This is a genomic window from Pseudomonas sp. FW305-70 (genome assembly GCF_058783925.1).
Genome location: NZ_JBYSYZ010000008.1, coordinates 14,300 through 38,178, shown reverse-complemented (window position 1 = coordinate 38,178; position 23,879 = coordinate 14,300). Strand labels below are relative to the sequence as shown.

Here is a 23,879-nt window from a genome sequence, read left to right as displayed (position 1 = left end):
TTGTTATAACGAGTTATGACGTGATCTTAGAGAGGCCGTGTGGGGATTGAGAAATACTGTTTGAGAATAAGGTTAGATTCGCGAAGCAAGAACAAATGTGGGAGCGGGCTTGCTCGCGAAGGCGGTGTATCAAACAACATTGACGTCGCCTGACACTCCCTCTTCGCGAGCAAGCCCGCTCCCACAGGGGTGATGTGTGATCTGAAGAATCAGCCGCGCTTGAGAATCTGGTCCATCACCCAATCAGTCTTCAGCGCCTCTGCGGCCACCGCCGGATGCTGCGCCTCACCACGAATATGCGCATTCATGCCCAACACGTGGTGCCACTGAATGTGGGCGTGATGCTCGATGGTCAGGCTGAGGTGCTCGTCGGCGTGCAGTTCGACCGGGTGCTCATCGAACACTGAAAAAGTGATCCGGCCTTGACTGCCAATCACTTCGACCCGGTCTTCGCGACGATCGGCGGCGAAGTTCCAGCAACCCATCCCCAGTGCCCCGCTGGCAAACCGCCAAGTGGCGCTGACGGCATCTTCGGCCGCGTACAAACCGGCCTGCCGTGCGGTGAACCCGGCGACTTCGACGATATCGCCGAACAGGTACTGAAACAGGTCCAGGCCATGGCTGGCCAGATCGGCGAAGTAGCCACCACCGGCAATCGCCGGATCGGTGCGCCAGTTGTTCGCACCCGCAAGATCCGCTGCCGACGGGGTTTTGGTGAGGGTCCAGCTCAAGTGCCGAACCTCGCCGATCCGCCCCTCCTCCAGCCATTGCCGCACTTGCCGGAAGCGTGGCAGCGAACGCCGGTAATAGGACACGAACAGATGCAACCCGGCATCGGCAAACACCTGCTGCATCTCGCGACTTTGCCCGGCGTTGAGCGCCATCGGTTTCTCGACGCAGCAATGCTTGCCGGCGGCGGCCACCTGCAAGGCATAGGCGTGATGGCTGTCGGGCGGTGTGGCGATGTATACGGCGTCGACCTCGGGATCGTTGATCAGCGCATGCGCATCGGTATAAACCCGCGCGATGCCGTGGCGCGCGGCGTAGTCGGTTACGGCTTCCAGGCGCCGCCCCATCACCGCCACCAGCGCCGATCCGGGCGCCTTGTAGAAGGCCGGTGCGCTTTTGCGTTCAGCGACACTGCCACAACCAATCATGCCCCAACGCACCAGGTTCATAGGCTCTCCTTGCCGTTCAGTCGCTACGCAATGCGCGCAGGTCCAGTCGACCGTCCTTGAGCGGCGGGCACCAGTAGTAGCCACCGGTGACCGGACGGCTGATGCGGTACAGGCCGTCGGTGATGCCGTCTTCCAGGCCACTCATGCGGCGCAGTTGGGCTTCGAAGGCGTCGAGGGAGAAACCGAAGGCCAGGAACATCAGGCCGGCGCGGTCACCTTCGATCCACGGCATCGAGCGGCGCACCACGAAGGCCTCAGGCGCAAAACTTTCCTGGGCGGTGCGTTTGACGTGGGCGGAAACCGGCGCATCGTCGATCTCTTCGTTATCGCTCAGGCGGCGGCCCATGATGTTGTCTTTCTCATCCGCCGACAGCCCGTGGAAACCTTTCAAGTCATGCTGCCACTGCTGGATCGCGGCGAAGCTGCCACCCACCAGGCCGTCCGCGCCCTCAGCCACCAGTGCGGCGGCTACTGCGGCTTCATCGTGGGGGTTTTCGGTGCCATCTTCGTAGCCGGTCAGGTCATGGCCGGTCATGTGGCGGAAGGTTTCGTTCATCTGCACCAGGCGCAACGCCGGGGCCAATGCCGCGGCGATGGCGTTGCTGCGGTTGAGCAACTCGCCACGGTCCTCACCGTGCAGCCAGCACCAGAGCGCGTGTTGGGTCGACGGATTGTCGACGCCGACGCCCGTCAACGCCGGGAACGGCCGCAGACCTTCGATCTGCCCGTCCAGCGCCCTGACCAGGGACTCGCCGAAGCCGGCCACCACCGACTTGCCGTCCACCAGCCCTTGCAGGTTATCGAGCGCGGCCGGCAGTGCAGCGGCGGATTCGAGCGCGAAGAACATATGGCGGGCTTGAGGTGGAACGGGGGTGGCGAGAATGCCCGGCTGGTAATGACTCATATGAACTCCTTGAAAAGAGCATGGAGTTTAACCGGTGTGTGAGGTTTTGTGTGCCATCGGAGGCCAGGAACCTGTGGCAAAGGGGCTTCGGTGGTAAGTGGACTAATATGGCAAGTGGCTTCTGTGGCGAGGGGGCTTGCCCCCGTTGGGCTGCGAAGCAGCCCCAAAACCTGCAGCTTCGGTATGACTGGAAATGTAGGGGGAGCGCTGCGCGCTCCAACGGGGGCAAGCCCCCTCGCCACAGAAGCCCACTCACCACAGAAGTCCACCCACCACAAAAGCCCCTACCAATGCCAGGCGGGCGGGTTGAGGGCATTGGGGGCCAACAAGGGGCGCTTCTGAGGCCATGACGCAGGGCACCGATAAACCCGCGAACGGCAAAACGCTGAGATGAGTCATGACAAGGGTTGCTGAGGTCTGCTAAAACGATTCATCAGTGCATCACCCAATCCAGAGGGGTAACGACATGACCACAGCCAATATTCTCCAGAACCTGTTCCCGAGCCCCGCCGACGTCCCGGAAAAGTATCGCCTTGACGGCCAGACCGAACAGCGTGAGTACCTGGTCGATGGCGTCCTGAGAACCTGGAACGGGCCACTGGCCCAGGTCCGCAGCCCGGTGTACTTGACCGGTGCCAACGGCGACGAGCAAGTGATCCTTGGCAGCACGCCGCTGCTCGATGCCGATACCGCATTGACCGCCCTCGACGCAGCCGTGCGCGCCTACGACCGCGGCCAGGGATTGTGGCCGACCATGCGCGTGGCCGAGCGCATCCAGCACGTCGAAACCTTCCTCGGGCGCATGCGCGAGCAGCGCGACGCCGTGGTCAAGTTGCTGATGTGGGAAATCGGCAAGAACCTCAAGGACTCGGAAAAGGAGTTCGACCGCACCTGCGACTACATCGTCGACACCATCAACGCGCTCAAAGAGCTCGATCGCCGCTCCAGCCGTTTCGAACTGGAACAGGACACCCTCGGCCAGATCCGCCGCGTACCGCTGGGCGTCGCCCTGTGCATGGGGCCTTACAACTATCCGTTGAACGAAACCTTCACCACGCTGATCCCGGCACTGATCATGGGCAACACCGTGGTGTTCAAACCGGCGAAACTCGGCGTGCTGCTGATTCGCCCGCTGCTGGAAGCCTTCCGCGACAGCTTCCCGGCCGGGGTGATCAACGTCATCTATGGCAGCGGCCGCGAGACGGTCAGTGCGCTGATGGCCAGCGGCAAGATCGACATCTTCGCCTTCATCGGCACCAACAAGGCCGCCAGCGACCTGAAAAAACTCCACCCCAAACCCCACCGCTTGCGCGCGGCGCTAGGCCTGGATGCGAAGAACCCGGGCATCGTCCTGCCGGAAGTGGATCTGGACAATGCGGTCAGTGAAGCGGTGACCGGTTCGCTGTCCTTCAATGGCCAGCGCTGCACCGCCCTGAAGATCCTGTTTGTCCACGAAGACGTGGTCGAGTCCTTCATCGACAAATTCAATGCCAGGCTCGCCAACCTCAAGCCCGGCATGCCCTGGGAAAGTGGCGTAGCCCTGACGCCCCTGCCGGAATCGGGCAAGGTCGACTATCTGCATGCACTGGTGGCGGATGCCGAGAGCAAAGGCGCCAGGGTGGTCAACCCCAACGGCGGCGAGGCCCGTGCGTCGTTCTTCTACCCGGCGGTGCTGTACCCGGTTACGCCGCAGATGCGGGTTTACCAGGAAGAACAGTTCGGCCCGGTCATCCCCATCGTGCCGTACCGCCACCTGGATACCGTGATCGACTACGTGCTGGAGTCGGACTTCGGCCAGCAGTTGAGCATCTTCGGCACCAATCCGGTGGCGGTCGGCCGGCTGGTGGACACCTTTGCCAACCAGGTCGGGCGCATCAACCTCAATGCCCAATGCCAGCGCGGCCCGGACACCTACCCCTTCAATGGTCGCAAGAACTCGGCCGAAGGCACCCTGTCGGTGCATGACGCTCTGCGGGTGTTTTCGATCCGCACGCTGGTGGCCACCAAGTTCCAGGAGACCAACAAGGACCTGATCAGCGAGATCATCAGTGGCCGCAGTTCGAGCTTCCTGACCACCGACTACATCTTCTGAGGAGAGCCAGCCTGAGTACATCCAGAGCCGATCGACTGCCACCGCTGCTGCGCCGATTGCTGCGTCCGTTGCTGGACCCGTACCGGCGCTACCGCCATGCGCGGGTGATCCATGCGGTGCGGGTGTCGCTCGGCTTGCTGGCGACGATCCTGCTGACCACCGGGATCAAACTGCCCCACGGTGAATGGGCGTCGGTGACCATGCTGGTGGTGATCGGCGGCTTGCAGCACCACGGCAACATCGGCAAGAAAGCCGCCGAGCGTGCCATCGGCACCCTGATCGGCGCCGGTGTCGGCCTGGCGCTGGTGGCACAACAGGCTTGGCTCGGGATGCCCTGGCTGACCTATTTCGCGATGTCGGTGGTCTGCGGGTTCTTCTCGTATCACGCCATCGGCAAGGGCGGCTACACCGCGCTGCTGTCGGCGATTACCGTGTTCATCGTCGCCGGGCATGGCGACAACCCGGTCACCGATGGCTTGTGGCGCGGGGTGGATATCCTGATCGGCATTGCCCTGGCCCTGGCGTTTTCCTTCGCTCTGCCGCTGTACGCGGTGTATTCCTGGCGCTACAACCTGGCCGATGCCCTGCGTGATTGCGCGAAAGTCTACGGGCGCATCATTGACGGCCAGGCCATCACCGCTGATGAACACCTCAAGCTCATGACGCGCCTGAATGCGGCGATGGTGCAACTGCGCTCACTGATGCCGTCGGTGTCCAAGGAAGTGAAGATTTCCATGACCGAGCTCGATGCCATCCAGCGCAACCTGCGCATGTGCGTCAGCACCCTGGAAATCCTTGGCAATACCCGACCCGATGCCAATGACCCCGAGGCCATGACGCTCCTGCAAACGGCATTGATAGCCGAACATCGACAGATCCGCGTGCAATTGATCGGCATGGCCCGGGCGTTGAAATCAGGCGCCGCCCAGCGCCTCGATCGGCCAGTGGAGGTGCCGCTGGTCAGCCTCGATGCACCGGTCTACAGCAGGCTGGACGGCTATCGCCTGCTGACCCGGCAACTGGCCGCCAACATCGGCGAGATGCACCAGCGCCTGGCCAGGAGCGCGCCGCGCTGGAACATCTGACGCAAGCGAAGCGGGTTACGGCGTCACCGTGCGCCGAAACTTGAGTGACCAGCCTTGCTGCATACCGGCAGCGGCCAGCAGAATCGCCGCGACGCCGATCCACTGCAGCGGCTCCAGACGATGGCCGAAGGCAAACCAGTCGACGAAAATCGCCGCAATCGGGTAGATGAAGGACAGCGCCCCCGTCAGCGCAGTGGGCAGTTTCTGAATGGCGCCGTACAGCAACACATACATCACACCGGTGTGCACCATGCCCAGTGTCACCAGGCTGGCCCATGCGCTCGGCGCCTGCGGCAGTGTCGAAAGATTCGCCAATGGCGCGAGCAACAACACGCCGGTGCTGACCTGAATCAGCGCAATCAGGTGCGGTGGCGTCCCCGTCAAACGCTTGATGATCAGCGCGGCTATCGCATAGAGAAACGCTGCGCCCAATGCCAGGGCAATGCCCGTCAGGTAATCGCTGCCGCTCTCGCCCTGGCTGCCATGGGCACTGACGATGGCCAGCATCCCGAGAAACGACACGCCCAGCCAGACCAATTTCTGCGCGGTGATCTTTTCGTTGAGAAACAGCGCCGCCAGCCCGACCAGCATGAACGGCTGAACGTTATAGACGGCGGTGCCGATGGCAATCGACGCCCGGGAATAGGACGCGAACAACAACACCCAGTTACCGACGATCGCCACCCCGCTGAGCACGGCGAGCAAAAACGTGGTGCGGGTCAGAATGCCGGGGCGCAGAAAGCCGAAGGCGGCGCAAATCAGCAGCAAGGTGCCGGCACCGAACAGGCAGCGCCAGAACACCACATCCAGCACCGGTTGCCCGGACACCAGCACGAACCAACCGATGGTGCCGGAGATCAGCATGGCGGCCGTCATTTCAAACGAACCGCGGCGTAGGGTTTTGTCCATCATCAGACTCCTGTGTTTGTGGCCAAAGTATGCCAATGCAGCCGGGGGCTACTCCATAGCAGAAAGCAGGCTAAACTCTGAATCTGCCTTTTTTATAAAGGCGGTTTTGAAAAAATGCCTAACAGAGGGTTTCGCCATGACCGATGACATCGACCAAGTGCTGATCACGGCCCTGATGCAAGACTCGCGACGCTCGCTCAAGGCCCTGGCGCAAATCAGCGGCCTGTCCTCCCCCAGCGTCGCCGAGCGCCTGCGCCGCCTGGAAGAGCGCGGCGTGCTCAAGGGCTACACCGTTGAAATCGACCCGAAAAGCTTCGGCTATCAACTCCAGGCCATCGTGCGTATTCGCCCGTTGCCGGGCCAGTTGCAAGAGGTGGAGCGGCAAATCATGGCCATTCCCGAATTCACCGAGTGCGACAAGGTGACCGGCGACGACTGTTTCATCGCACGCCTGCACGTGCGCTCGATGGAGCAACTGGACACCCTGCTCGACCGCCTCAACACCCACGCTGAAACCAACACGGCCATCGTCAAGAAAACCCCGGTCAAGCGCCGGTTACCGCCCATGGCGTGAGTGATATTTGTTTCAGGCTGCAGTAGATTGATGGTTTCCGGCGAAGGATTGACGGTATGAAAACTCAGGCAATGCTACTGGTGGCTATGATGCTTGCGGGTTGCGGCACGATTCAGACGGTTGTGCGCAGTGATGAAGTAGCGTCGAAAAGTCTCAAGGAACAAAAGAGTTACTGCGGCGCGGTACCGCGAATCTACAGCGGCGTGACCTACGACTTTTGCATGCTGAACGCGCCCCTCGAAGAGGGTCGGGATGCACAGATACATGGCCCCGCCCCCGCCGTCGTGCTGCTTGACGTGGTCGTGTCCGGGGCGATGGACACCTTGCTGCTGCCCTACACCCTCTACCGCCAGCAAGCTGACGGCAGCATTGTCATTACCGAGTAACCCTGGTTTCCAGGCAATAAAAAACCCGCCTGAGCGGGTTTTTTACTTCAAAGCCGACGATCAGTCATCGCGGCTCATGATGCCGAACAACTGCAACAGGCTGACGAACAGGTTGTAGATCGATACATACAGGCTGATGGTGGCCATGATGTAGTTGCGCTCGCCGCCGTGAATGATGGCGCTGGTCTGGAACAGAATGCAGACCGAGGAGAACAGCACGAAACCTGCGCTGATCGCCAGTTGCAGACCGCTGATCTGGAAGAACAGGCTCGCCAGCGTCGCACCCAGCAGCACAAAGAAGCCTGCCGTGATGAAACCGCCGAGGAAGCTCATGTCCTTGCGGGTAATCAGCACATAGGCCGACAGGCCACCGAACACCAGCGCGGTCATCGCGAAGGCCGAGCTGACCACTTCAGCGCCGCCCTGCATACCCAGGTAACGGTTGAGGATCGGACCAAGCAGGAAACCCATGAAACCGGTCAGGGCAAATGCCGACACCAGGCCCCAGGCGGAATCACGGAGTTTGTTGGTGAGGAAGAAAAGACCGTAGAAGCCGATCAGCACCACGAAGATATTCGGGTAGCCAACACGCATCTGCTGGGCAACGTAGGCCATCACACCACTGAATGCGAGGGTCAGGGCGAGCAAGCCGTATGTGTTGCGCAGGACGCGGCTAACCTCTAGCTGCTCAGCCTGCACGCTGTTATTAACTGCGTAATCCTGTTCGCGCATGGCGACACTCCTGTTGGTTTGAAACGTTCAGTCGCAAAGATCATAACAGACACTCTGTAACTAGCTATGCAGAGAGTTTGACAGTGTGTTTCATTCAGGTATTATGGCGCCCGCAACGCAAACGGAGGTGTGGCCGAGTGGTTTAAGGCAACGGTCTTGAAAACCGTCGACTGTAACAGGTCCATGAGTTCGAATCCCATCGCCTCCGCCATCTTTATACGACAAAGCCCTGATTTTTCAGGGCTTTGTCGTTTCCGGGGTTTGGCGAACATGCGACCACACTCAAAGCGTGGCAAAACCATCCCGTATTCCCGCCTTCCTACATCCTGCCCCCGATAATGGTTTGACGATCATCAAACTGCACGGTGCCCGGCTCAACACGCTCTCGGCGGTATCGCCGATAAACTGGTCAGGCCCATGGTGATAAGCCGTGCCCAGCACCACCATGTCGAAAGCATGCTGTTGAGCGAACAGTGCGATAACCTTGTGGGGGGAGCCCGTCAATAAATGTCGACGGGCATCCTTGATGCAGTAGCGTTCGGCAAGCACATCGAAAGCCTCTTGTTGGACATCCTCGATAGCGTCTCTCAAACTCTCATCAAGACTCTCTGTCGGTACACTCATCGGCGCATCGCTTATCTCTGACCAACGACTGACGTTAAGCAAGTGCAACTGCGCACCGCAACTGGCCGCCAGAGTAGAGGCCAGGTCGAGTATTCGGTCATTCAATCCCTGAGTGAGTTCCTCCAGATGGGACAGATCGATCGCCGCGAGAATTTTCAAGGGTTTGGGATTTTTGGCGCTGGTCACCAGGTGCAGGTGGGTCGGACACTCGCGAAGCAGTCGCCAGTCCACAGGCCGGTGAAAGGCACGGTCAAGTGCCGGCACATAATGGGTGTCCTTGATCACCAGGTCCGGAACAAAGTCGTTCACGTACTCCAGCAGGTTTGTCAGGCTCGACTTGGCCCAGACCACTTCCGTGGTCACCTGTATGCCGCCGCATCGTTGAAACCGGGCCTGCTGCTCCAGCCAATGACGGTGAACCTGCAGATAGCCTTCTCGTGCCTGCGCCATCGCGTCATGGTCAAGCAGACCGGCTACCGCCAGGGCCTGGACATAATCGAACGCGACAATGTGCAATAAGGCACCGGTTGCACCCGCCAAGGCATGTGCACGCTCAAACGCCGGGGTCAGGGTCATTTCGCTGGGGGCTATCAATAGAATGCGTTTGAGCTTGAGCATCACCTACCTCGCCCTGAAACCTGCCTGAGTGCAAACCCGACTGGCTGTCTGGGCCTTGAGTCAAATGCTTGTTAGTTCGAGCGAACTCGTGACGGCAGCCAGCAAAAAATGCCCCGCAATAGAATGAACAGGTACGTGTTCATAATCGTCCTGTCGACTGGTTGCGACCGGAAAGCGGCAGTTCGATTATTTGGCGTTATGCCGTGGGGGATCTGACTTTTATCAACTAATCAACAGCTATCGTTAACGGAGCGACTGGCTTTCGATGACTTAAACCCTTGTTGATTCAGCTCAACGATTTTCCGGCTTCCTGGCGTAGAACTACGCTGATGCACCACCTCCCCTATCGCTGGAGATTTGCCATGCTGGCAGTCACGCTGATCAATACACTGGTGGTGGTCATCGCCGTAGTGATCCATTACGAATGCCTGTTACGCCTGAATGACTGGCTGCCCCGGCTCAAGGTGTGGAACCGCTTCAGAATCGTGGTTGGCGTATTCGGCGCCCTCCTGGCCCACGCCATAGAGGTCTGGTGCTTTGCGCTGGTCTATTACCTGATGGTGCACTCAGGGAAATGGGGCAACCTGACGGGTAACTTCGACGGTTCGCTGATGGACTGCGTTTACTTTTCCTTTACGACGTACACGACAATCGGCTTCGGCGATATTTCGCCAGTGGGCAACCTCAAATACCTGACCGGTCTACAAGCCCTTACCGGGCTGGTGCTCATCACATGGACCGCATCCTTCCTGTTTCTGGAAATGCAAAAATACTGGAAGCGCAAATAATCTCTTTCTGACTCATATCAGACTCAACTATCGAACTGACGGTCTGGATCAAGTCTGGTACAGACAGGATCTAGACCGCCAGAACGCAGCATGGCACCTGATACAGAATATGCTCGGTCGTGCTGCCTAGAAACTTGCCCACACCATGGGACTGGACTCTGCCCATCACGATCACATCCACATTGTGTTCATTGGCAAACTCGCTCAACACCGTGACCGGGTTTCCCTCAATTAAATGTCGACGATCGGAGGGCACTCCGAACCGATCTGCCAACTCAATGAAAGACTTTTCCAGGTCTCTGCGAAGTGCTTTGGTCAGGTCAGCCAGTGTCAGGCCGCCCATGTCCGCCAGAAAAGCGGCCGAGATATCGCAGGCATACAGCAAATGCAGCTCGGCGTTGCACTGCATCGCAAGGCTGCAAGCCTGTTTGATGATTCGGTCGTTCAGTTCATTGTCGGTAGACTCGATATCCGATACCTCGACCGCTGCGACAACCTTGCGAGGCAAAACGAAGCTGCTCCCGCCCACCAGAAAAACCGGCACCGGACAGTGACGCAACAAGTGCCAGTCCAACGGGGTAAAGAAGGCCCGCTTGAGCGCGGACTCATGCTGAATCTCCTTGATCAACACGTCGGGCTGCATGTCCGTGACGTGTTCAATGATGTCTTGCTTCATGTCCTCAGCCCAGGCCACCTCGGTGGTCACCTCTATCCCCCTGCCACGCAAATTTTCGGCCTGAGCCTCAAGCCAGCCGTGATGATCCTGCAGGTAGCGCTCTCGACCCGATTCTCGATCGCCCTCTTCAAGCAGCGATAACCATTTGAACGACGGGATAAGCGCCGCGACATGCAAACTTGCACCGCTGGCCTTGGCCAACGCCGCTGCATGACTCATGGCTGGAGAATGGCGCAAGGCCGGGTTGATGATCAGTAACAGGCTTTGATACTGGCTCATGATAAATCTCCCGTGGGGTGGAAATTCGACGCAGGCGGACTCTGTGTAGACGAAAGCGCCTGTCCATCAATGGCAATTGCCGCTCAGCCTGAACGTCATGTGCCTGCAGTTGCCCGGCACTTGGATGATTGCTCATGGGAGCCAGCCGACGGAGCGGTTTTTTACCCGTTTGTCTGTTACATCCACAATAGTTCGGAACAACCGGTGGTTTGGGCAGGTAGCACCTATGCTAAGCCCATCCATACGGGGGCATTTAGATCATGTCTGAAGCCAGGCCGTTTCAAAGTCAGAACCTCAAGTCTGCATGTTCCAACTGCAGCGTCCTGGAGCTGTGCCTGCCGCTTGGCCTGACCAGTCCGGAAATCGAACGTCTCGACACACTGATCGTGCAACGATTCAAGGTCAAAAAGGGCGCGACGCTTTACCGCGCAGGCGACCCGTTGCGTTCGCTGTATGCGGTGCGAATCGGTTCGTTCAAGACCAGCGTGCTGTCGGTCGATGGTCGCGAGCAAGTCACAGGGTTCCAGATCCCCGGCGAAATGCTCGGTCTGGACGCCATCAGCACCGATCTGCATGCGTGTAATGCCGTTGCTTTGGAAGATAGCGAGGTCTGCCCCGTCCATTTTGCTCACCTGGAAAAACTTGCTCGACAACTGCCTTCATTGCAGCACAACCTGAACAAAATCCTCAGCCGGGAAATCGTTCGCGATCACGACATGCTGATGATGCTGGGCAACATGAACTCGGAAGAACGCCTGGCCGCTTTTCTCCTCAATTGGTCGCAGCGCTTGAATACCCGCGGTTATTCATCCCGCAGCTTTGTGCTGAAAATGCGTCGGGAGGAAATTGGCTCCTACCTGGGACTGCGCCTTGAAACCATCTGTCGGGGCATCGCGCACCTGCGTGACCAGGGACTGGTGGAAATAAACGGCCGCGACGTCAACATCCTGAACATGGACGGACTCAAGCAACTGATCGTGGGCTGCCATCGCAACCTCCACTGACACCTGCAGCCTGGAGAATCTTCATGCGTGCCCTTGTGCCAGCTGGCGCTGTTGCGCACAGGTCAGTTCAACGGTGCGACAGTGCTCAATCCCTGACATGCGGCCTGACCACCAACAGACTACCTGGCACGGAGTACAGCGCCCGCTCTGTGTTGCTGCCGATCAACCGGTCGAGCCCCACCCGATGCGCAGTGCCCATCACCACGACATCGGTCAGGTATTGCTCGACAAACTCACTGATCACCGGCACCGGCAGCCCCATGACGAAATGCCGTCGCTCCGGTGGCACCCCGTAGCGCTGCGCCAGTGCAACAAACGCCTGGTGCAAGGATTGACGCAGCTCTTCGCTCAGATCCACGCCCCAACCGCCCCCGGCCAATGGCGCGTCGCTGTTGAAAGCAGGTGACAGGTCATAGGCGTAAAGCAGGTGTAGCGGCGCATCGCATTGCAGGGCCAGGGCATTGGCGGTCTGAATGATGGTGTCGTTCAAACCGCTTAATTGTGTCGACGGATCGAACGGATCCACTGCCGCCACGATTCGGTGCGGCAAGCTGTAACGAACGTGGTTGACCAGATGCACGGGGATCGGGCATTCACGCAATAAGTGACAATCAAGCGGGGTGATGAACACTCGCTTGAGCACAGGTTCAAGGGTTACATCCTTGAGCAACAGGTCGGGTTTGAGATCCTCTACCGTCTTCAAGATATCCAGCAGCGCATGGGTGGTGAAGACGGCTTTGACCGTCACCTGCAGCCCCAGGTCGCTGAGTCGATCAAGCTCTTCGACCTCCCAGCGACGGTAGCGACGCAAATACCGCTGTTGCTCTGCGTCATCGACTTTTTCTTGCCATAAATGCACCACCGGTGCCGGTTCGACAAAGACCCGCACATCCAGTACGGCCCCGGCTGCCTTGGCCAATGCGACGGCACGCAACTGGGCGGGAGACTGATGCAGGGTTTGGTCAGCGATCAGCAGAAAACGTTGATATTGACCCATCACACACCTCCGTTCGACTCCGGTCATACAGTGCCGGCATATTTTCCAGACTGCGCTCTATCACCTGGCGCGGTTTGATTTACATCAAGCCCACGCAAACCAGTGCCGCCGGCACGGCTATCTGATCCAGATCAGATTCAAGCATCGACAGCGGTGTAGAAAAGTACTCAAACGCGACCTTTTTACCCCATGCCAACCTTGCAAACCGCACTGGAGGAACACCTCATGCTTACCGTCAAAGACCACAATGATCGGGCCGCGGCCACCTATGCAGCGGTCGACGGCCAATACTGGATAGAAGCGCTCAGGGACGGTCGCCACGTTTTGATCCGACCACTGGCGCAGAAGGATCGCGACCGTGAATACGCTTTCATCAAACGGCTGTCTCCCGAATCCCGGCACATGCGCTTTCTCGCGCAGATCAGCGAACCCGGCGCTGCGATGCTCGATCAGTTGATGGACACGGACAATAAACAGCGCGTGGCCTATATCGCCCTGGTCCATGACAAAGGGAATCTGGTCGAGATCGGCATCAGCCGTTACGCGGCCACTGGCGACCATGAGTGTGAATGTGCCGTAACGGTCGCCGATGAATGGAAGTACTTGGGTCTGGGCACATTGCTGATGGACCATCTGATCAAGGCGGCGCGCAAAAACGGCTTTCGTCAAATGTATTCGATGGACGCCTCCAGCAATGCCCCCATGCGCGACCTGGCCAAGGCGCTCGGATTCGAGACACACAATGATCCCGACGACAGCCGTCAGGTGATTCATCATCTTTACCTGTAGACAATCGCTGCGCGATGTTCCGGCCAACGACTCGTCGCGGGGCGATCAAGCCCTCAGGATTGCAGCATTCTTCCCGGCTTGATCGCCAGCACACTGCACGGCGCCCGATGCAGGAGTTGCTCGGCCGTGGTTCCTAGCAGTCTGCTCAAGCCCTTGTGCTGTACCGTGCCCATGACAATGACATCGCAGCGGTGCTTGAAGACAAACTCACAAATACTCGGTACGGGTGCCCCCACTATGAAGTGACGATGCTCCGGTGACACGCCGTGGCGCTCAGCGATGGCCGCAAATGCCTCATGCTGAGCCGCTCCCAACATTTCATGGATCCCGCTGGCCAGCGGCAATGCGGCAATGCCCATGTCCTGTACGTATACAGCCGTCCAGTCATACACATGCAGCAACTCAAGACTGGCATCACAGACTGAGGCCAGTTTCGCCGCGGCGTCGATAACCTGGTCGTTGAACACGCGGTCCTGATCTTCATCGCGCAACACATCAATGATGGCCAGCACGTTGCGTGGTCGGGCATACAGCGCAGTAGTCACCAGATGCACCGGCACAGGACAATCGCGCAGCAGCTGCCAATCCAGCGGAGTAAAAAATACTCGTTTTAACGCCGATTCTTCCTGGGCGTCCTTGATGATCAGCGTCAGCGGCATCTCATTGATGAAGTTCAGAATCTCCTCATAAGGATGCTGTACCCACACCACTTCGCTGGTGGCCTCGACACCCTGCTTGCTCATCAATCCGGCCTGATCCACGAGCCATTGGCGATGGGTTTGCAAGTAGCCGTCCCGAGCCCGACTGAATTGTTCCGGGGCGAACAACCCGGCCACCGCCAAGGCCTGGGAATAGTCGAACGCCACGATGTGCAACGGCAATTGCATCGCGATCGCAAGCGCAGCAGCCCGGTCGAATGCCGGTGTCCGAGTCATGGCGGCAGGAGCGATCAAGAGTAAACGCTGAGATTGCGACATGGAGCACCTCGGCACACGGCCATTTCAATCCAGGAATAGAACCACAGATTGATTACTCCTTGTTCCGACCACTTGATTTTTATCAGATGCGCGCGCGATATCCTTCAGGGCACTGGATGAAGCCCGGACAACCGCACGTCGGGCAACACCCTCCATTCCCTTCCATTTGACAAAGATCAAACCCGACGCCCTGAACAGCGGCAAGCTAAAGGAAAGGTTTCACTGCCCAATAACGCCGCAGCATTCGGGCGAGCGACTGCGCGATTGCCTACCGGAGATCTGTCATGTCTGATCAATTACGCTTCATGCTGGTCGTTTCGCCGTTGATGGAAAACAGCCCCGCCTTCGACCGGGCCGCTGCCTTGGCCAAGGCCTCAGGTGCTGCCCTGCACATCGTGGCGTTCGATTATCTTGAAGGGCTGGCGACTGCAGGAATGGTCAATGGACAGGCGCTGGAACAGATGCGGCTGGGCTATGTCGAGCGCCATCGCCAGTGGCTGGAAGACCAGGCCCGCCCCCTGCGCAAGATCGGTGTGCACGTCACCACGGAAGTCGTCTGGGTCGAAAGGCCCTTGCAGGAAATCCTCATTCATCTCAAAGAACAGCCAATGGCCGTATTGATCAAGGCACTGGAACACGAATCGCTGCTGTCACGCCTGATGTTTACGCCATTGGATATCCACCTGCTACGTGAATGCCCGGTGCCCCTGCATTTTGTCAGTCATTTGCACAACGCTTTGCCGCGCAAGATCGTCGCCGCCGTTGACCCTTTTCATTCTGATGAGCAATACGAAGGCTTCAACGACAGCATTCTGCGCGAGGCCTCCAAACTGGCGAGCACCTGTAATGCAGAACTGGACGTGATCTACGCCCATGACCTTTCCAGCATCAGTGCGGACGAATTCGGTTTCAGCAATGGATCGGCTTTTTTCTCCTCGGGAAAAGCCAAGTCGCTGTTCGAGGCGCAGGCTGATGCGTTTCGCGAACTTTCTGAGCGCAACGGTATCCCGTCGGAGCACCAGCACATGATCATGGGCAATCCGGTCAAGGTGCTTTCCAGCTACGCGCAGACTTATGACATCGATGTGATTGTCATGGGACGCATTGGTCATCGCGGCATGGAGCGGCTGGTTGGCAGCACGGTGGAACATCTGCTGTACAAGTTGCCCTGCAGCGTGTGGGTGGTTTCTCCGGAAAAAATCTGAATGTTCGATGACGCGCTTGTTTCATCGTTTAGCGTTTTCCAGGTACGGCAATTTATGCCACGGATAGCCCTTCGCGCTGAGTTGAAAGGCGTAATCGAATAAACGCTTCATGTACTCGCCATCGAATTTCCGATCGTGCGCAAAGTTAAAGTCGGAGCCAATGTACGCAAGATTGAAATCCGCCCCATCCTGTTGCGCCATACGGTAGATACGCTCCAGATCGCTGATCCCCTGGGTTTGAATCAAGGCACTGATGGCTCGACCGCCGATGCTCAATGTGCGGCGCTTGGTCCCGGACCACTGTGGCTCCAGTGTCCCGTTACGAATGACATAGAAATGGCGGTCGAATCGCAACGGTGCTCCGGTGGCTTTGCTTAGCGCCATCACGGTGCTGGGTGGGTAAAGAAACACTTGGGTGATAACCCCTCCGTCCACGTGCATTTCCTGGAACTGTTTGCCGTCCACGTCCACATCAATCATGACGGGTGAGACTGCACCGGGAATGCTCATTGACGCGAGCATGATGTTGCGAAAGAGGTCGAGCGCTCCCGGTGCCCGGCTTGCAGCAATCGCGCCCATGTTCCAGGTGACTGGCCGGCCGGAATCAAGGTCTGTTGTGCCGATCAGCAGGATTCGTCCTTTGGCGTACTCCGTCGCAATTGCCTCAAGAGTCTGTGCCGTGACGTATTTTGCGATGAGCCGCGACAGTGGCTTGCTGTCCGCTATACCGTCGCTGGCAAAACGGGTTAATACGTTTCGCGAATGAAAAATGTCTTTGGGACCGATTGCGTTGGAGACATACCGAATCACGCTGTCGTAATCGGCCCCCAGGTAAGCGAACGGGGCGACCAAGGCACCCGCGCTAATGCCTGTGACGACCTTGAACTGGGGGCGAGTCCCATGCGTCGTCCATCCCGCAATCAATCCCGCTGCGAAAGCGCCCGCATCGCCGCCACCGGAAACCGCCAGCATATTGGCCAGCGGAAGGATATGGTTCGGCTTCCCGGCCTTGGCGAGCACCTCGCTCTCACGCTTGTTGGACTGAACCGCATCCTCAATGAAAGGCGTCAGGTCGTGGTCCAGCCTGTAGCGAGCATTGGGAATGTCCGGGATGACCGCTTTTTCCGTCAAGGTTGGCGGAACAGCGTCACGACGTGGCAGACACGCTTGAAGAAACATGTCCAGAGTTGAGGCGCCTGGTCTGAGCGGGAATGGTTTCAAAGCGCGTCTCCAGCCCTTGCCGTCGTCGGCAAGCGCTCATCATCGCCGAGAGAGTCCCTCCCCGGCTGCTCGAGTTGACCACACGCCAGCCCCGCCTGCGGCACTACATTCGAACGCCCGGCTGATCATTCTGCGCTCCTTTCCCTGATAAAAAAACTCATTGGCCGCGCGCGCCAGGTTTCATACGAAAGCCGTTGGACTCACCAGGTTAAGGGGCAGAGCGTAATATTCAACAAGCCGGGTTGGAGCGCCTGATGAAAGAGCATGGCTTCAATAACCAGCAGAAGATGCATCAGAACCACTAGTTCACGAATTACAACCCACTATTAGAACAGGACGTTGTATTTATTATTGGCGATGTTCAGTGTTGCCATAACCCGGACAGAACGATCAGCGTAGAACTTCTGGATAATGCCGTCATACACACAGAGCACAACCCCTTCACTTGGCACGTATGAACTACCGTTATCCACCAGCATCAAGTTGTGCACGCCGTAACTACGAGTGATATCTGGCTTGAGCTCGTCGCAAATGGCCAGGTGATCAGGTTCGCCAGCAATGGCGATAAGGGGTGCAAGCAGGGTCAACAGGATGAGTGACTTTTTCACTTTGGCTCGCCTTGACGCACATTGAGTTTGAATCTGACAGGCTCGGCATTCAGCAATACTGCAGGCACAACAGCAGATGAATATATATTTACACCCGGGTGCCCGAGCAAATGCAAGATACCCGTTATTAGCTGCCTTAAAGCTCATGACGCCGGATGGTAGTTTTGGCTTGACTACCTGTCAATATGCGATATCTGCTAGATTTTTATGCAGTATCGGATCCCATCAAATGCAAAAACCGACTGTTTAACTATTGGAACATCAATAATAAAACCGACAAGCCAACCAGGTTAATACTGAGTTTCCATCGTTAAGATCAGCGATTTGCAAGGCACCCAAGTTATCTCGTGCTTGCAACCGGTCCTGGTGGTGACGCTCAGCAACTGTCGCAGGTGCTCATCGACAAGCGTGCTGCCCGAGCTCAAGGCCCAGTTCGGTGAAAAACTCAATGGCAGCGTCGATGTCTTCTACAACGATGCCGATGTTGTCCATGCGCTTGACGGTCATGATGTCTCCCTGGCGCTTGAAGGGGCCCGTCGCCCGGCCTGAGGCATGCTCACGCCCTCATCAGGCGCGAGCATGCGTCGTTCACTCAGGTAAAGGCGAAATCCGACTCGGTGATGGCGGCCTGTGGCACGCCGCTCAAGGTGATGGTTCCCACCCCCGGCTGGCCCGTGACGCTGATGACGGCCTCGCCGGACTGTTCTGCAACGGTGAGGTTGGCGAAGGTCAGACCGCTGGCGCTCAGATCGATCAGGTCAATGCCGTCCTCGAAGTCGGCGATGGTGTCCGTTCCCCAGAGGGCACCGAACTGGAACCTGTCCGCATCGAGGCCGGGTTCGAACTGGACGCTGCCAACCATGAAATCACCCGCCGCGCTGCCCACCAGCCGGTCGTCCCCGGTGCCACCAATCATGAAGGCGCCTGCGCTGCCCGATTGCAGTGTGTCGTTGCCTTCATTGCCCTCAAGGGTCGTCTGGAAGGCGAACTCGGCGCTGCTGCCGATCACCAGGTCGTTGCCGGCTCCGCCGAAGGCACTGCCGAAATCCTCGATGGTGAGTGTGTCGTTACCCTCGCCGCCGAACAAATTATCCAGGCCAGTGCCGCTGAGCAGCACGTCGTCCCCCGTACCGCCATCGAGCAGGTCCTCTCCTGCCTGTCCGAACAACTGGTCGTTGCCGCCGAGGCCGAAGATCTTGTCGTCACCATCGGTGCCGACGATGATGTCGTTGCCATCGGTGCCCGCCGTGACGAACTCGGTATTGTTACCGAAGTCGCCCACCGTGAAGTTGTTGACGCCAAGGAAGTTCGCCGTGAAGTCGGTGCTGTCGAGCCGGCCGTTGTCATCGTTGTCCGCTATCAGCCAGGTGTTGCCCTGGCGGACCGTGTAGAACAGGTCGGTGATGCCATTGCCGCCGCCGACCAGTGCCGCGCCAAGCTGTGGATTGAACGTGACCTGGCCACGAAACACGAACTCATCGTTCAGCTCGAGCGTATCGCCCCCGGCCACACCTGCGCCCTGGAAGTCCTGGATCGTATCGAAGGTCGCGAAGGTCGAGCTCGGGTTGAACGAGGCAAGGAAGAACTCGAACTCGTCATTGCCGGCACCGCCGTTCAACTGGTCTGCCCCGGCGTCGCCTTCGAGCGCGTCGTCACCATTGCCGCCGAACAGCTGGTCGTTGCCGGCATCGCCGAACAGTTCGTCGTTGCCGTCCTCGCCGAAGATCTGGTCGTTACCCTCTCCGCCAAAGAAGTCGTCGTTACCGACACCACCGAACAACTGGTCGTTACCGGCATCGCCGTCGAGGGTATCGTTGCCGGCACCGCCATTGACGATATCAGTGCCATTGCCGCCGGAAAGCGTCGTGTCATTGCCGGCGCCACCGTCAATGATGTCGTTGCCGTCGCCCCCGGTGATGAGGTCGCGGTCATCGCCGCCGTTGAGGGTGTCATTGCCGAGCCCCCCGGTAAGCCGGTCGATTCCCGCGCCACCGTTGAGGATGTCGTTGCCGGCGCCGCCGTCGACGATGTCATTGCCGTTGCCGGCGTTGACCACGTCATTGCCACCGAGCGCCAGGATCGTATCGGGGTCCGGGGTGCCGTTGATCACGTCATTACCCTCGGTGCCACGCAGGACGAAGGCCGTGGTGCCGAAATCGGCTCTTGTGAGGTTGTGCTGTCCCGTCAACTCTACGCAGAAGTCACTGGCGTCGAGCACGCCATTGTCGTTGGAGTCCGCGAACAGCAGCGTGCTGGCGGCACCTACGGCATAAAACACCTCGGTAAAGCCGTTGCCGCCGAAACCGAGCGAAGCGCCCAGTGTCGGCACCGTGGGGCGAGCCCCCTCGAAAACCAGGCGGTTACTCGCGGAGAGAAGCAGGTTGTCACCACCGGCAATGCCGGCCCCCTGGAAGTCGGTCACCGTGTCGCGGGCCAGGGAAGTGGAATCCGCGCCAATGCCGACGAACCAGTTGAAAGCGTCATTATCCGCGCCCCCGGTCAGGGTATCGGCACCGACATTGCCCGTGAGACTGTCGAGTCCGGCGCCACCGCGCAGGAGGTCATCGCCGTCACCACCGACGAGTTCATCGTTGCCGTCACCCCCTTCTATCGTGTCGTTGCCTCCCTCACCCAGGATGAAGTCGTCGCCGCCAAGGCCGAAGATCTGATCATCCTCGGGGTTGCCAAATATGAAGTCGCCTTGTTCAGTCCCATTGATAACAGCCATGGTACTACCCTCCATTAAAGGAAATGGTACGCGTTAACTGCGTTACAGCGGGTTGGGTGAATTAGACAATCCCAAGGGGTCGCCAGTGCGCCATTTGGGCCTCACCGTTTATCGCGAATACAGACGGGGGTTCTGGAGCCCTCGCCCACCTTCAATATCGCAACATGGCTGGTTCGGGGGTTTCAGGGTAGGAGGGTTTGAAAATCTGCTATCTCCGGCGACCAGAGGAAACATTAAGAAACACTAAACACTTCCCCTGCGTGAACTTTGACAAAAGTTCTACCGCACACCTTTTTTCTCGACAGCCCCCCCAAAGAAAGGCCCGGCGAACGAACACCGCCATTACGCAGTGGTCACAACATCTGATGGCATCGCAAATGACAGCTGGTTACGAACCTGCTTCATCCAAAAGCGACGCTTGAATTCACACATTTCAGGGTGCGCCGGATAACCTCAGCGGATTCAGTTGCTGCCAAATGCAGGCGCCTGCCGCTGCTCTCATCCAATGCTCCCTCAGCGGAGTATGCAAATGACTCAATCAATGCGGTTCTTCCTCTCGTTTTTCCTCGCCACTGCAACATTGGCATCGACCGGTTTCCTGAACAATGCAGGAGCGGCCACCGCCGAGGATCTGAATGCCGATGCCAAACAAGCCTTGCAAACGCTTTACAAGGCCCATCCGTTTTCCGAAAAAATCTCGCACGAAGCCAAAGCGGTGCTGGTTTTCCCGAAAATCATCAAGGCGGGTCTTGTGTTCGGTGGCAGCTACGGCGAAGGCGTCATGATGAAAGGCACCACAGTCGACAATTACTACAACTCCGTCAGCGGTTCATGGGGGCTGCAGGCCGGCGCCCAGTCGTACGGCTATGCGGTTTTCCTGATGACCGATAAAGCCGTGAAATATGTCGCCGAAACCAAAGGCTGGGAAATTGGTGTGGGGCCAACGGTTGTCGTGGTTGATGAAGGGGTGGCGAAGAACCTGTCCAGCTCGACGCTGAAAGACGACGCCTACGCGTTCATCTTCGACCAGCAAGGGCTAATGGCGGGGGTCAGTATCGAGGGAACGAAGATTTCCCTGATCAAGCGCTGAACTCAGCCGTTTGACTGGCCATCGGGAGCGTGATGGCGGCCTATGCCAATACTGGTGGGTTTTCCCATTCAGGCTAGGCTGTCCTCACTGCTGGCGCACAGACGTAGCTGATGATTGGACTATCTGGACGAGCAAGGCTGGCAGTGGCTGTATCGACCATTCATTGATCCAGGTCTAAACATTGAATGATCGAATCCTGATAATGATTGATCAGTTTTTAGGTAGGCCTTAAATGACTTCACAGCTCTTCCAGGTTCACGGCCTCGTGAGTTTTACCCTTGCCATCCTCCTGCTTTTCCTCGGCAAAACCCTCGTCCAGCACAACGCCTTTCTCCGTCAATACTGCATCCCCGAATCGGTGGTCGGCGGCTTCGTCTGTGCGGCGGTGACGTCCTTGCTCTACTTTGGCCTGAATATCCAGGTCGAATTCGACCTGCAGGTTCGCGACACCCTGCTGCTCTATTTCTTCGCCGGCATTGGCTTGAAATCGGACATGCGCCAACTGCTCAAGGGTGGGCGCCCGCTGCTGATCCTGCTGTTACTCGCCGCCGTGTTCATTCTCCTGCAGAACTCGCTGGGCATGGGTGTGGCCCAGGCGTTCGGGCTTGATCCCAAGGCGGGCCTGATGGTGGGCTCCATTTCCCTCACGGGCGGAGTGGGCACCACCCTGGCCTGGGCGCCGCTTTTCGTCGAGAAACTGGGCATCAGTAACGCCCATGAACTGGGCATCGCCAGCAACACCGTCGGCCTGATTGCCGCTTGTGTCATCGGCGGCCCTATCGCCAACCGACTGATAGATCGTTACCGACTGACGCCGTCCAGGGATGCGGAGCTGGAAGTCGGCATTCTCGAGCAACAACCGAGCAAGGCGCTGGACTACTACGACGTGCTCTGGGCGTGGATGTGGCTCAACCTGACCCTGATGCTCGGCTATGGACTCAACCTGCTGCTGGTCGATGCCGGCATCACCCTGCCCAAGTTTGTCAGCTGCCTGTTCGCGGGCATCGTCATTCACCACCTGGTACTCGCCTTCGTGGGTGATCAACGCCTGAAAAGCTGGAGCGGCGCCAGCCTGGGTCTGTCACTGATCTCCGATATCTGCCTGGGCATGTTTTTGACCATGGCCCTGATGGGGCTTCAGCTATGGCAGCTCAGCGGCGCGCTGTTGTTCATTCTGTGTGCGTTGACCCTGCAAATTCTGCTGACGGTCGCCTATACGTATTTTGTGGTCTTCCGTTTCATGGGGCGCGATTACGAAGCCAGCGTGATCGCTTCCGGATTCGGCGGGATCGCCCTCGGCTCCACGGCGACAGCCATCGTCAACATGTCGACCGTGACACAGAAGTACGGCGCGGCGCACCAGGCCTTCCTGATCGTGCCACTGGTGTGTGGTTTTTTCATTGACCTGGTCAATGCCGTGATCATCAGCCTGTTCAGTGGCCTGTAGCGACCGCGGGTGCCTCAGTAACCACCTCCGTTACTGGCACCCCATGGATCTGAACCGCGTGAGCACCTAGACTTTGGGCGCCCCTGCCCTCCTCGCCGATTGTTGAACGGGTCCCATGACTGAGCATGCCAAGTACCATCACGTGTCCGAAGTACCAGGTCTGGTGCTGGGTTCCGCACGCTTTGCCGATGTCGGCTTCGATCGCCATTACCACCTCGACTTCCACATTGGCTTTGTCACCGAAGGCATCCAGCGTCATCGTTCGAAAGGCGAGTCGTTTCTTTTGGGGCCGGGACGCATTGCCCTGATGCCGCCGGGTGAAATTCACGATGGTGCGTCTGAAGGCGGCGGCGCCTATACGCTCAAGACGTTCCGCCTGTCGCAGGCACTGATCGCGGACATGACCGAGGAGATCAGCGGTCAACCGAGGGAGCTTGAGTTGACCAGTGTGTTGCTGGAAGACCCGCGGCTTGTGGGCAACCTGCGCGGTCTGCACGAAGCGATGCAGCAGGCCGTTGGGCCTGGCAGCCTCGCGCTGCAGACACAATGGATCACCCTGCTTGAACGCCTGTTGCACCAGTCACGGACAATCACGCCCGAAAGCATTCCCGGATCGCTCTCAGCCCTGCAATGGTCGCGCGTCAGGGACTATTGCTTCAGTCACATCGATCAGCGAATCACGCTCGATGATCTTGCCGGATTGTGCGGTCTGGGCCGATTCCCGTTCCTCAAGCAGTTCAAGCGGACCATTGGCATGACGCCGCACGCATGGCTGCTTCGGCTGCGTCTGGAACGGGCGTGTGGCCTGCTATCGCGCAGCGGGCAACCGATCGTCGATGTCGCCCACGCCGTCGGCTTTTACGATCAAAGCCATTTCAACCGCGCCTTTCGCCAGGCATTCGGCGTTGCACCCTCGCGCTACAGGACTTAGGGCGTCGCATCAGGCGAGCGTCAATTTTTTACAAGCG

Annotated in this window: 22 protein-coding genes and 1 tRNA gene; 12 read left to right on the top strand and 11 right to left on the bottom strand. The window is 58.4% G+C overall.

Annotated elements, in window-relative coordinates; genetic code table 11:
• Window positions 1–209 precede the first annotated feature (209 nt).
• Together AC3WN7_RS08550 and AC3WN7_RS08545 are read right to left on the bottom strand one after the other, a co-directional pair.
• On the bottom strand, window positions 210–1,178 hold the full coding sequence (locus AC3WN7_RS08550) for a Gfo/Idh/MocA family protein (RefSeq protein WP_102674035.1): 969 nt from the start codon (window positions 1,176–1,178) through the stop codon (window positions 210–212).
• Between the two features lie 16 nt (window positions 1,179–1,194).
• Window positions 1,195–2,082 carry a Dyp-type peroxidase gene (locus AC3WN7_RS08545; RefSeq protein ID WP_102674034.1) on the bottom strand — a complete coding sequence of 296 codons (888 nt, stop codon included), beginning with the start codon at window positions 2,080–2,082 and terminating at the stop codon, window positions 1,195–1,197.
• 466 nt (window positions 2,083–2,548) lie between these two features.
• Between AC3WN7_RS08545 and AC3WN7_RS08540 the strand changes: the two genes are divergently transcribed.
• Window positions 2,549–4,174 carry an NADP-dependent glyceraldehyde-3-phosphate dehydrogenase gene (locus AC3WN7_RS08540; RefSeq protein ID WP_102674032.1) on the top strand — a complete coding sequence of 542 codons (1,626 nt, stop codon included), beginning with the start codon at window positions 2,549–2,551 and terminating at the stop codon, window positions 4,172–4,174.
• Window positions 4,175–4,218: 44 nt separating this feature from the next.
• Complete coding sequence (locus AC3WN7_RS08535) at window positions 4,219–5,259, top strand: FUSC family protein (RefSeq protein ID WP_102674031.1); 1,041 nt, start codon at window positions 4,219–4,221, stop codon at window positions 5,257–5,259.
• Between the two features lie 15 nt (window positions 5,260–5,274).
• On the opposite strand, the gene AC3WN7_RS08530 is transcribed toward AC3WN7_RS08535, so the two are convergent.
• Entirely contained in the window at window positions 5,275–6,168 is an 894-nt protein-coding gene (locus tag AC3WN7_RS08530) for a DMT family transporter (protein ID WP_102674030.1), read from the bottom strand.
• A 136-nt stretch (window positions 6,169–6,304) separates the two neighbouring features.
• Between AC3WN7_RS08530 and AC3WN7_RS08525 the strand changes: the two genes are divergently transcribed.
• Together AC3WN7_RS08525 and AC3WN7_RS08520 are read left to right on the top strand one after the other, a co-directional pair.
• Complete coding sequence (locus AC3WN7_RS08525; protein ID WP_015094848.1) at window positions 6,305–6,742, top strand: Lrp/AsnC family transcriptional regulator; 438 nt, start codon at window positions 6,305–6,307, stop codon at window positions 6,740–6,742.
• Between the two features lie 56 nt (window positions 6,743–6,798).
• Entirely contained in the window at window positions 6,799–7,128 is a 330-nt protein-coding gene (locus tag AC3WN7_RS08520) for a YceK/YidQ family lipoprotein (protein WP_102674029.1), read from the top strand.
• A 60-nt stretch (window positions 7,129–7,188) separates the two neighbouring features.
• Here AC3WN7_RS08520 and AC3WN7_RS08515 read toward each other — a convergent pair whose 3' ends face one another.
• On the bottom strand, window positions 7,189–7,860 hold the full coding sequence (locus AC3WN7_RS08515) for a Bax inhibitor-1/YccA family protein (protein ID WP_015094846.1): 672 nt from the start codon (window positions 7,858–7,860) through the stop codon (window positions 7,189–7,191).
• 123 nt (window positions 7,861–7,983) lie between these two features.
• On the opposite strand from AC3WN7_RS08515, the gene AC3WN7_RS08510 reads away from it, so the two are divergent.
• Window positions 7,984–8,071 (top strand) — tRNA-Ser (locus tag AC3WN7_RS08510).
• Between the two features lie 71 nt (window positions 8,072–8,142).
• On the opposite strand, the gene AC3WN7_RS08505 is transcribed toward AC3WN7_RS08510, so the two are convergent.
• A complete protein-coding gene (locus AC3WN7_RS08505) occupies window positions 8,143–9,102 on the bottom strand; it encodes a universal stress protein (RefSeq protein ID WP_102674028.1) in 960 nt (319 codons plus the stop codon).
• A 362-nt stretch (window positions 9,103–9,464) separates the two neighbouring features.
• Here AC3WN7_RS08505 and AC3WN7_RS08500 point away from each other — a divergent pair, with 362 nt between their 5' ends.
• Entirely contained in the window at window positions 9,465–9,890 is a 426-nt protein-coding gene (locus tag AC3WN7_RS08500; protein WP_095966861.1) for a potassium channel family protein, read from the top strand.
• A gap of 70 nt (window positions 9,891–9,960) precedes the next feature.
• Here AC3WN7_RS08500 and AC3WN7_RS08495 read toward each other — a convergent pair whose 3' ends face one another.
• Window positions 9,961–10,845 carry a universal stress protein gene (locus tag AC3WN7_RS08495; RefSeq protein WP_102674027.1) on the bottom strand — a complete coding sequence of 295 codons (885 nt, stop codon included), beginning with the start codon at window positions 10,843–10,845 and terminating at the stop codon, window positions 9,961–9,963.
• A 260-nt stretch (window positions 10,846–11,105) separates the two neighbouring features.
• Between AC3WN7_RS08495 and fnr the strand changes: the two genes are divergently transcribed.
• Entirely contained in the window at window positions 11,106–11,849 is a 744-nt protein-coding gene (gene fnr, locus AC3WN7_RS08490; RefSeq protein WP_095966863.1) for a fumarate/nitrate reduction transcriptional regulator Fnr, read from the top strand.
• 85 nt (window positions 11,850–11,934) lie between these two features.
• On the opposite strand, the gene AC3WN7_RS08485 is transcribed toward fnr, so the two are convergent.
• Window positions 11,935–12,846: a universal stress protein gene (locus AC3WN7_RS08485; RefSeq protein ID WP_102674026.1), complete on the bottom strand. Its 912-nt coding sequence runs from the start codon at window positions 12,844–12,846 to the stop codon at window positions 11,935–11,937.
• A 225-nt stretch (window positions 12,847–13,071) separates the two neighbouring features.
• Between AC3WN7_RS08485 and AC3WN7_RS08480 the strand changes: the two genes are divergently transcribed.
• Window positions 13,072–13,635: a GNAT family N-acetyltransferase gene (locus AC3WN7_RS08480; RefSeq protein ID WP_095966865.1), complete on the top strand. Its 564-nt coding sequence runs from the start codon at window positions 13,072–13,074 to the stop codon at window positions 13,633–13,635.
• A gap of 53 nt (window positions 13,636–13,688) precedes the next feature.
• Here AC3WN7_RS08480 and AC3WN7_RS08475 read toward each other — a convergent pair whose 3' ends face one another.
• Entirely contained in the window at window positions 13,689–14,612 is a 924-nt protein-coding gene (locus tag AC3WN7_RS08475; protein WP_095966866.1) for a universal stress protein, read from the bottom strand.
• Window positions 14,613–14,896: 284 nt separating this feature from the next.
• On the opposite strand from AC3WN7_RS08475, the gene AC3WN7_RS08470 reads away from it, so the two are divergent.
• Complete coding sequence (locus AC3WN7_RS08470; protein ID WP_102674025.1) at window positions 14,897–15,817, top strand: universal stress protein; 921 nt, start codon at window positions 14,897–14,899, stop codon at window positions 15,815–15,817.
• Between the two features lie 21 nt (window positions 15,818–15,838).
• On the opposite strand, the gene AC3WN7_RS08465 is transcribed toward AC3WN7_RS08470, so the two are convergent.
• The 3 genes from AC3WN7_RS08465 to AC3WN7_RS08455 form a co-directional block, all read right to left on the bottom strand.
• Window positions 15,839–17,038: a patatin-like phospholipase family protein gene (locus AC3WN7_RS08465; RefSeq protein WP_102674024.1), complete on the bottom strand. Its 1,200-nt coding sequence runs from the start codon at window positions 17,036–17,038 to the stop codon at window positions 15,839–15,841.
• A 326-nt stretch (window positions 17,039–17,364) separates the two neighbouring features.
• A complete protein-coding gene (locus AC3WN7_RS08460; protein ID WP_095966869.1) occupies window positions 17,365–17,646 on the bottom strand; it encodes a hypothetical protein in 282 nt (93 codons plus the stop codon).
• Window positions 17,647–18,238: 592 nt separating this feature from the next.
• Window positions 18,239–20,374, bottom strand: a complete 2,136-nt coding sequence (locus AC3WN7_RS08455) for a calcium-binding protein (RefSeq protein ID WP_102674023.1) — start codon at window positions 20,372–20,374, stop codon at window positions 18,239–18,241.
• A 529-nt stretch (window positions 20,375–20,903) separates the two neighbouring features.
• On the opposite strand from AC3WN7_RS08455, the gene AC3WN7_RS08450 reads away from it, so the two are divergent.
• The 3 genes from AC3WN7_RS08450 (at window position 20,904) to AC3WN7_RS08440 (ending at window position 23,842) form a co-directional block, all read left to right on the top strand.
• Complete coding sequence (locus tag AC3WN7_RS08450; RefSeq protein WP_095966871.1) at window positions 20,904–21,464, top strand: lipid-binding SYLF domain-containing protein; 561 nt, start codon at window positions 20,904–20,906, stop codon at window positions 21,462–21,464.
• Between the two features lie 232 nt (window positions 21,465–21,696).
• A complete protein-coding gene (gene gltS, locus AC3WN7_RS08445) occupies window positions 21,697–22,911 on the top strand; it encodes a sodium/glutamate symporter (RefSeq protein ID WP_015094820.1) in 1,215 nt (404 codons plus the stop codon).
• A 115-nt stretch (window positions 22,912–23,026) separates the two neighbouring features.
• Entirely contained in the window at window positions 23,027–23,842 is an 816-nt protein-coding gene (locus AC3WN7_RS08440; RefSeq protein ID WP_095966872.1) for a helix-turn-helix transcriptional regulator, read from the top strand.
• The last annotated feature ends 37 nt before the right edge of the window (window positions 23,843–23,879 follow it).

What these genes read in the sequence shown, in the direction of transcription:
- AC3WN7_RS08550 (WP_102674035.1), bottom strand. Translation starts at nt 1,178, where the DNA reads ATGAACCTGGTGCGTTGGGGCATGATTGGTTGTGGCAGTGTCGCTGAA.
- AC3WN7_RS08545 (WP_102674034.1), bottom strand. Translation starts at nt 2,082, where the DNA reads ATGAGTCATTACCAGCCGGGCATTCTCGCCACCCCCGTTCCACCTCAA.
- AC3WN7_RS08540 (WP_102674032.1), top strand. Translation starts at nt 2,549, where the DNA reads ATGACCACAGCCAATATTCTCCAGAACCTGTTCCCGAGCCCCGCCGAC.
- AC3WN7_RS08530 (WP_102674030.1), bottom strand. Translation starts at nt 6,168, where the DNA reads ATGGACAAAACCCTACGCCGCGGTTCGTTTGAAATGACGGCCGCCATG.
- AC3WN7_RS08525 (WP_015094848.1), top strand. Translation starts at nt 6,305, where the DNA reads ATGACCGATGACATCGACCAAGTGCTGATCACGGCCCTGATGCAAGAC.
- AC3WN7_RS08520 (WP_102674029.1), top strand. Translation starts at nt 6,799, where the DNA reads ATGAAAACTCAGGCAATGCTACTGGTGGCTATGATGCTTGCGGGTTGC.
- AC3WN7_RS08515 (WP_015094846.1), bottom strand. Translation starts at nt 7,860, where the DNA reads ATGCGCGAACAGGATTACGCAGTTAATAACAGCGTGCAGGCTGAGCAG.
- AC3WN7_RS08505 (WP_102674028.1), bottom strand. Translation starts at nt 9,102, where the DNA reads ATGCTCAAGCTCAAACGCATTCTATTGATAGCCCCCAGCGAAATGACC.
- AC3WN7_RS08500 (WP_095966861.1), top strand. Translation starts at nt 9,465, where the DNA reads ATGCTGGCAGTCACGCTGATCAATACACTGGTGGTGGTCATCGCCGTA.
- AC3WN7_RS08495 (WP_102674027.1), bottom strand. Translation starts at nt 10,845, where the DNA reads ATGAGCCAGTATCAAAGCCTGTTACTGATCATCAACCCGGCCTTGCGC.
- fnr (WP_095966863.1), top strand. Translation starts at nt 11,106, where the DNA reads ATGTCTGAAGCCAGGCCGTTTCAAAGTCAGAACCTCAAGTCTGCATGT.
- AC3WN7_RS08485 (WP_102674026.1), bottom strand. Translation starts at nt 12,846, where the DNA reads ATGGGTCAATATCAACGTTTTCTGCTGATCGCTGACCAAACCCTGCAT.
- AC3WN7_RS08480 (WP_095966865.1), top strand. Translation starts at nt 13,072, where the DNA reads ATGCTTACCGTCAAAGACCACAATGATCGGGCCGCGGCCACCTATGCA.
- AC3WN7_RS08475 (WP_095966866.1), bottom strand. Translation starts at nt 14,612, where the DNA reads ATGTCGCAATCTCAGCGTTTACTCTTGATCGCTCCTGCCGCCATGACT.
- AC3WN7_RS08470 (WP_102674025.1), top strand. Translation starts at nt 14,897, where the DNA reads ATGTCTGATCAATTACGCTTCATGCTGGTCGTTTCGCCGTTGATGGAA.
- AC3WN7_RS08455 (WP_102674023.1), bottom strand. Translation starts at nt 20,374, where the DNA reads ATGGCTGTTATCAATGGGACTGAACAAGGCGACTTCATATTTGGCAAC.
- AC3WN7_RS08450 (WP_095966871.1), top strand. Translation starts at nt 20,904, where the DNA reads ATGACTCAATCAATGCGGTTCTTCCTCTCGTTTTTCCTCGCCACTGCA.
- gltS (WP_015094820.1), top strand. Translation starts at nt 21,697, where the DNA reads ATGACTTCACAGCTCTTCCAGGTTCACGGCCTCGTGAGTTTTACCCTT.
- AC3WN7_RS08440 (WP_095966872.1), top strand. Translation starts at nt 23,027, where the DNA reads ATGACTGAGCATGCCAAGTACCATCACGTGTCCGAAGTACCAGGTCTG.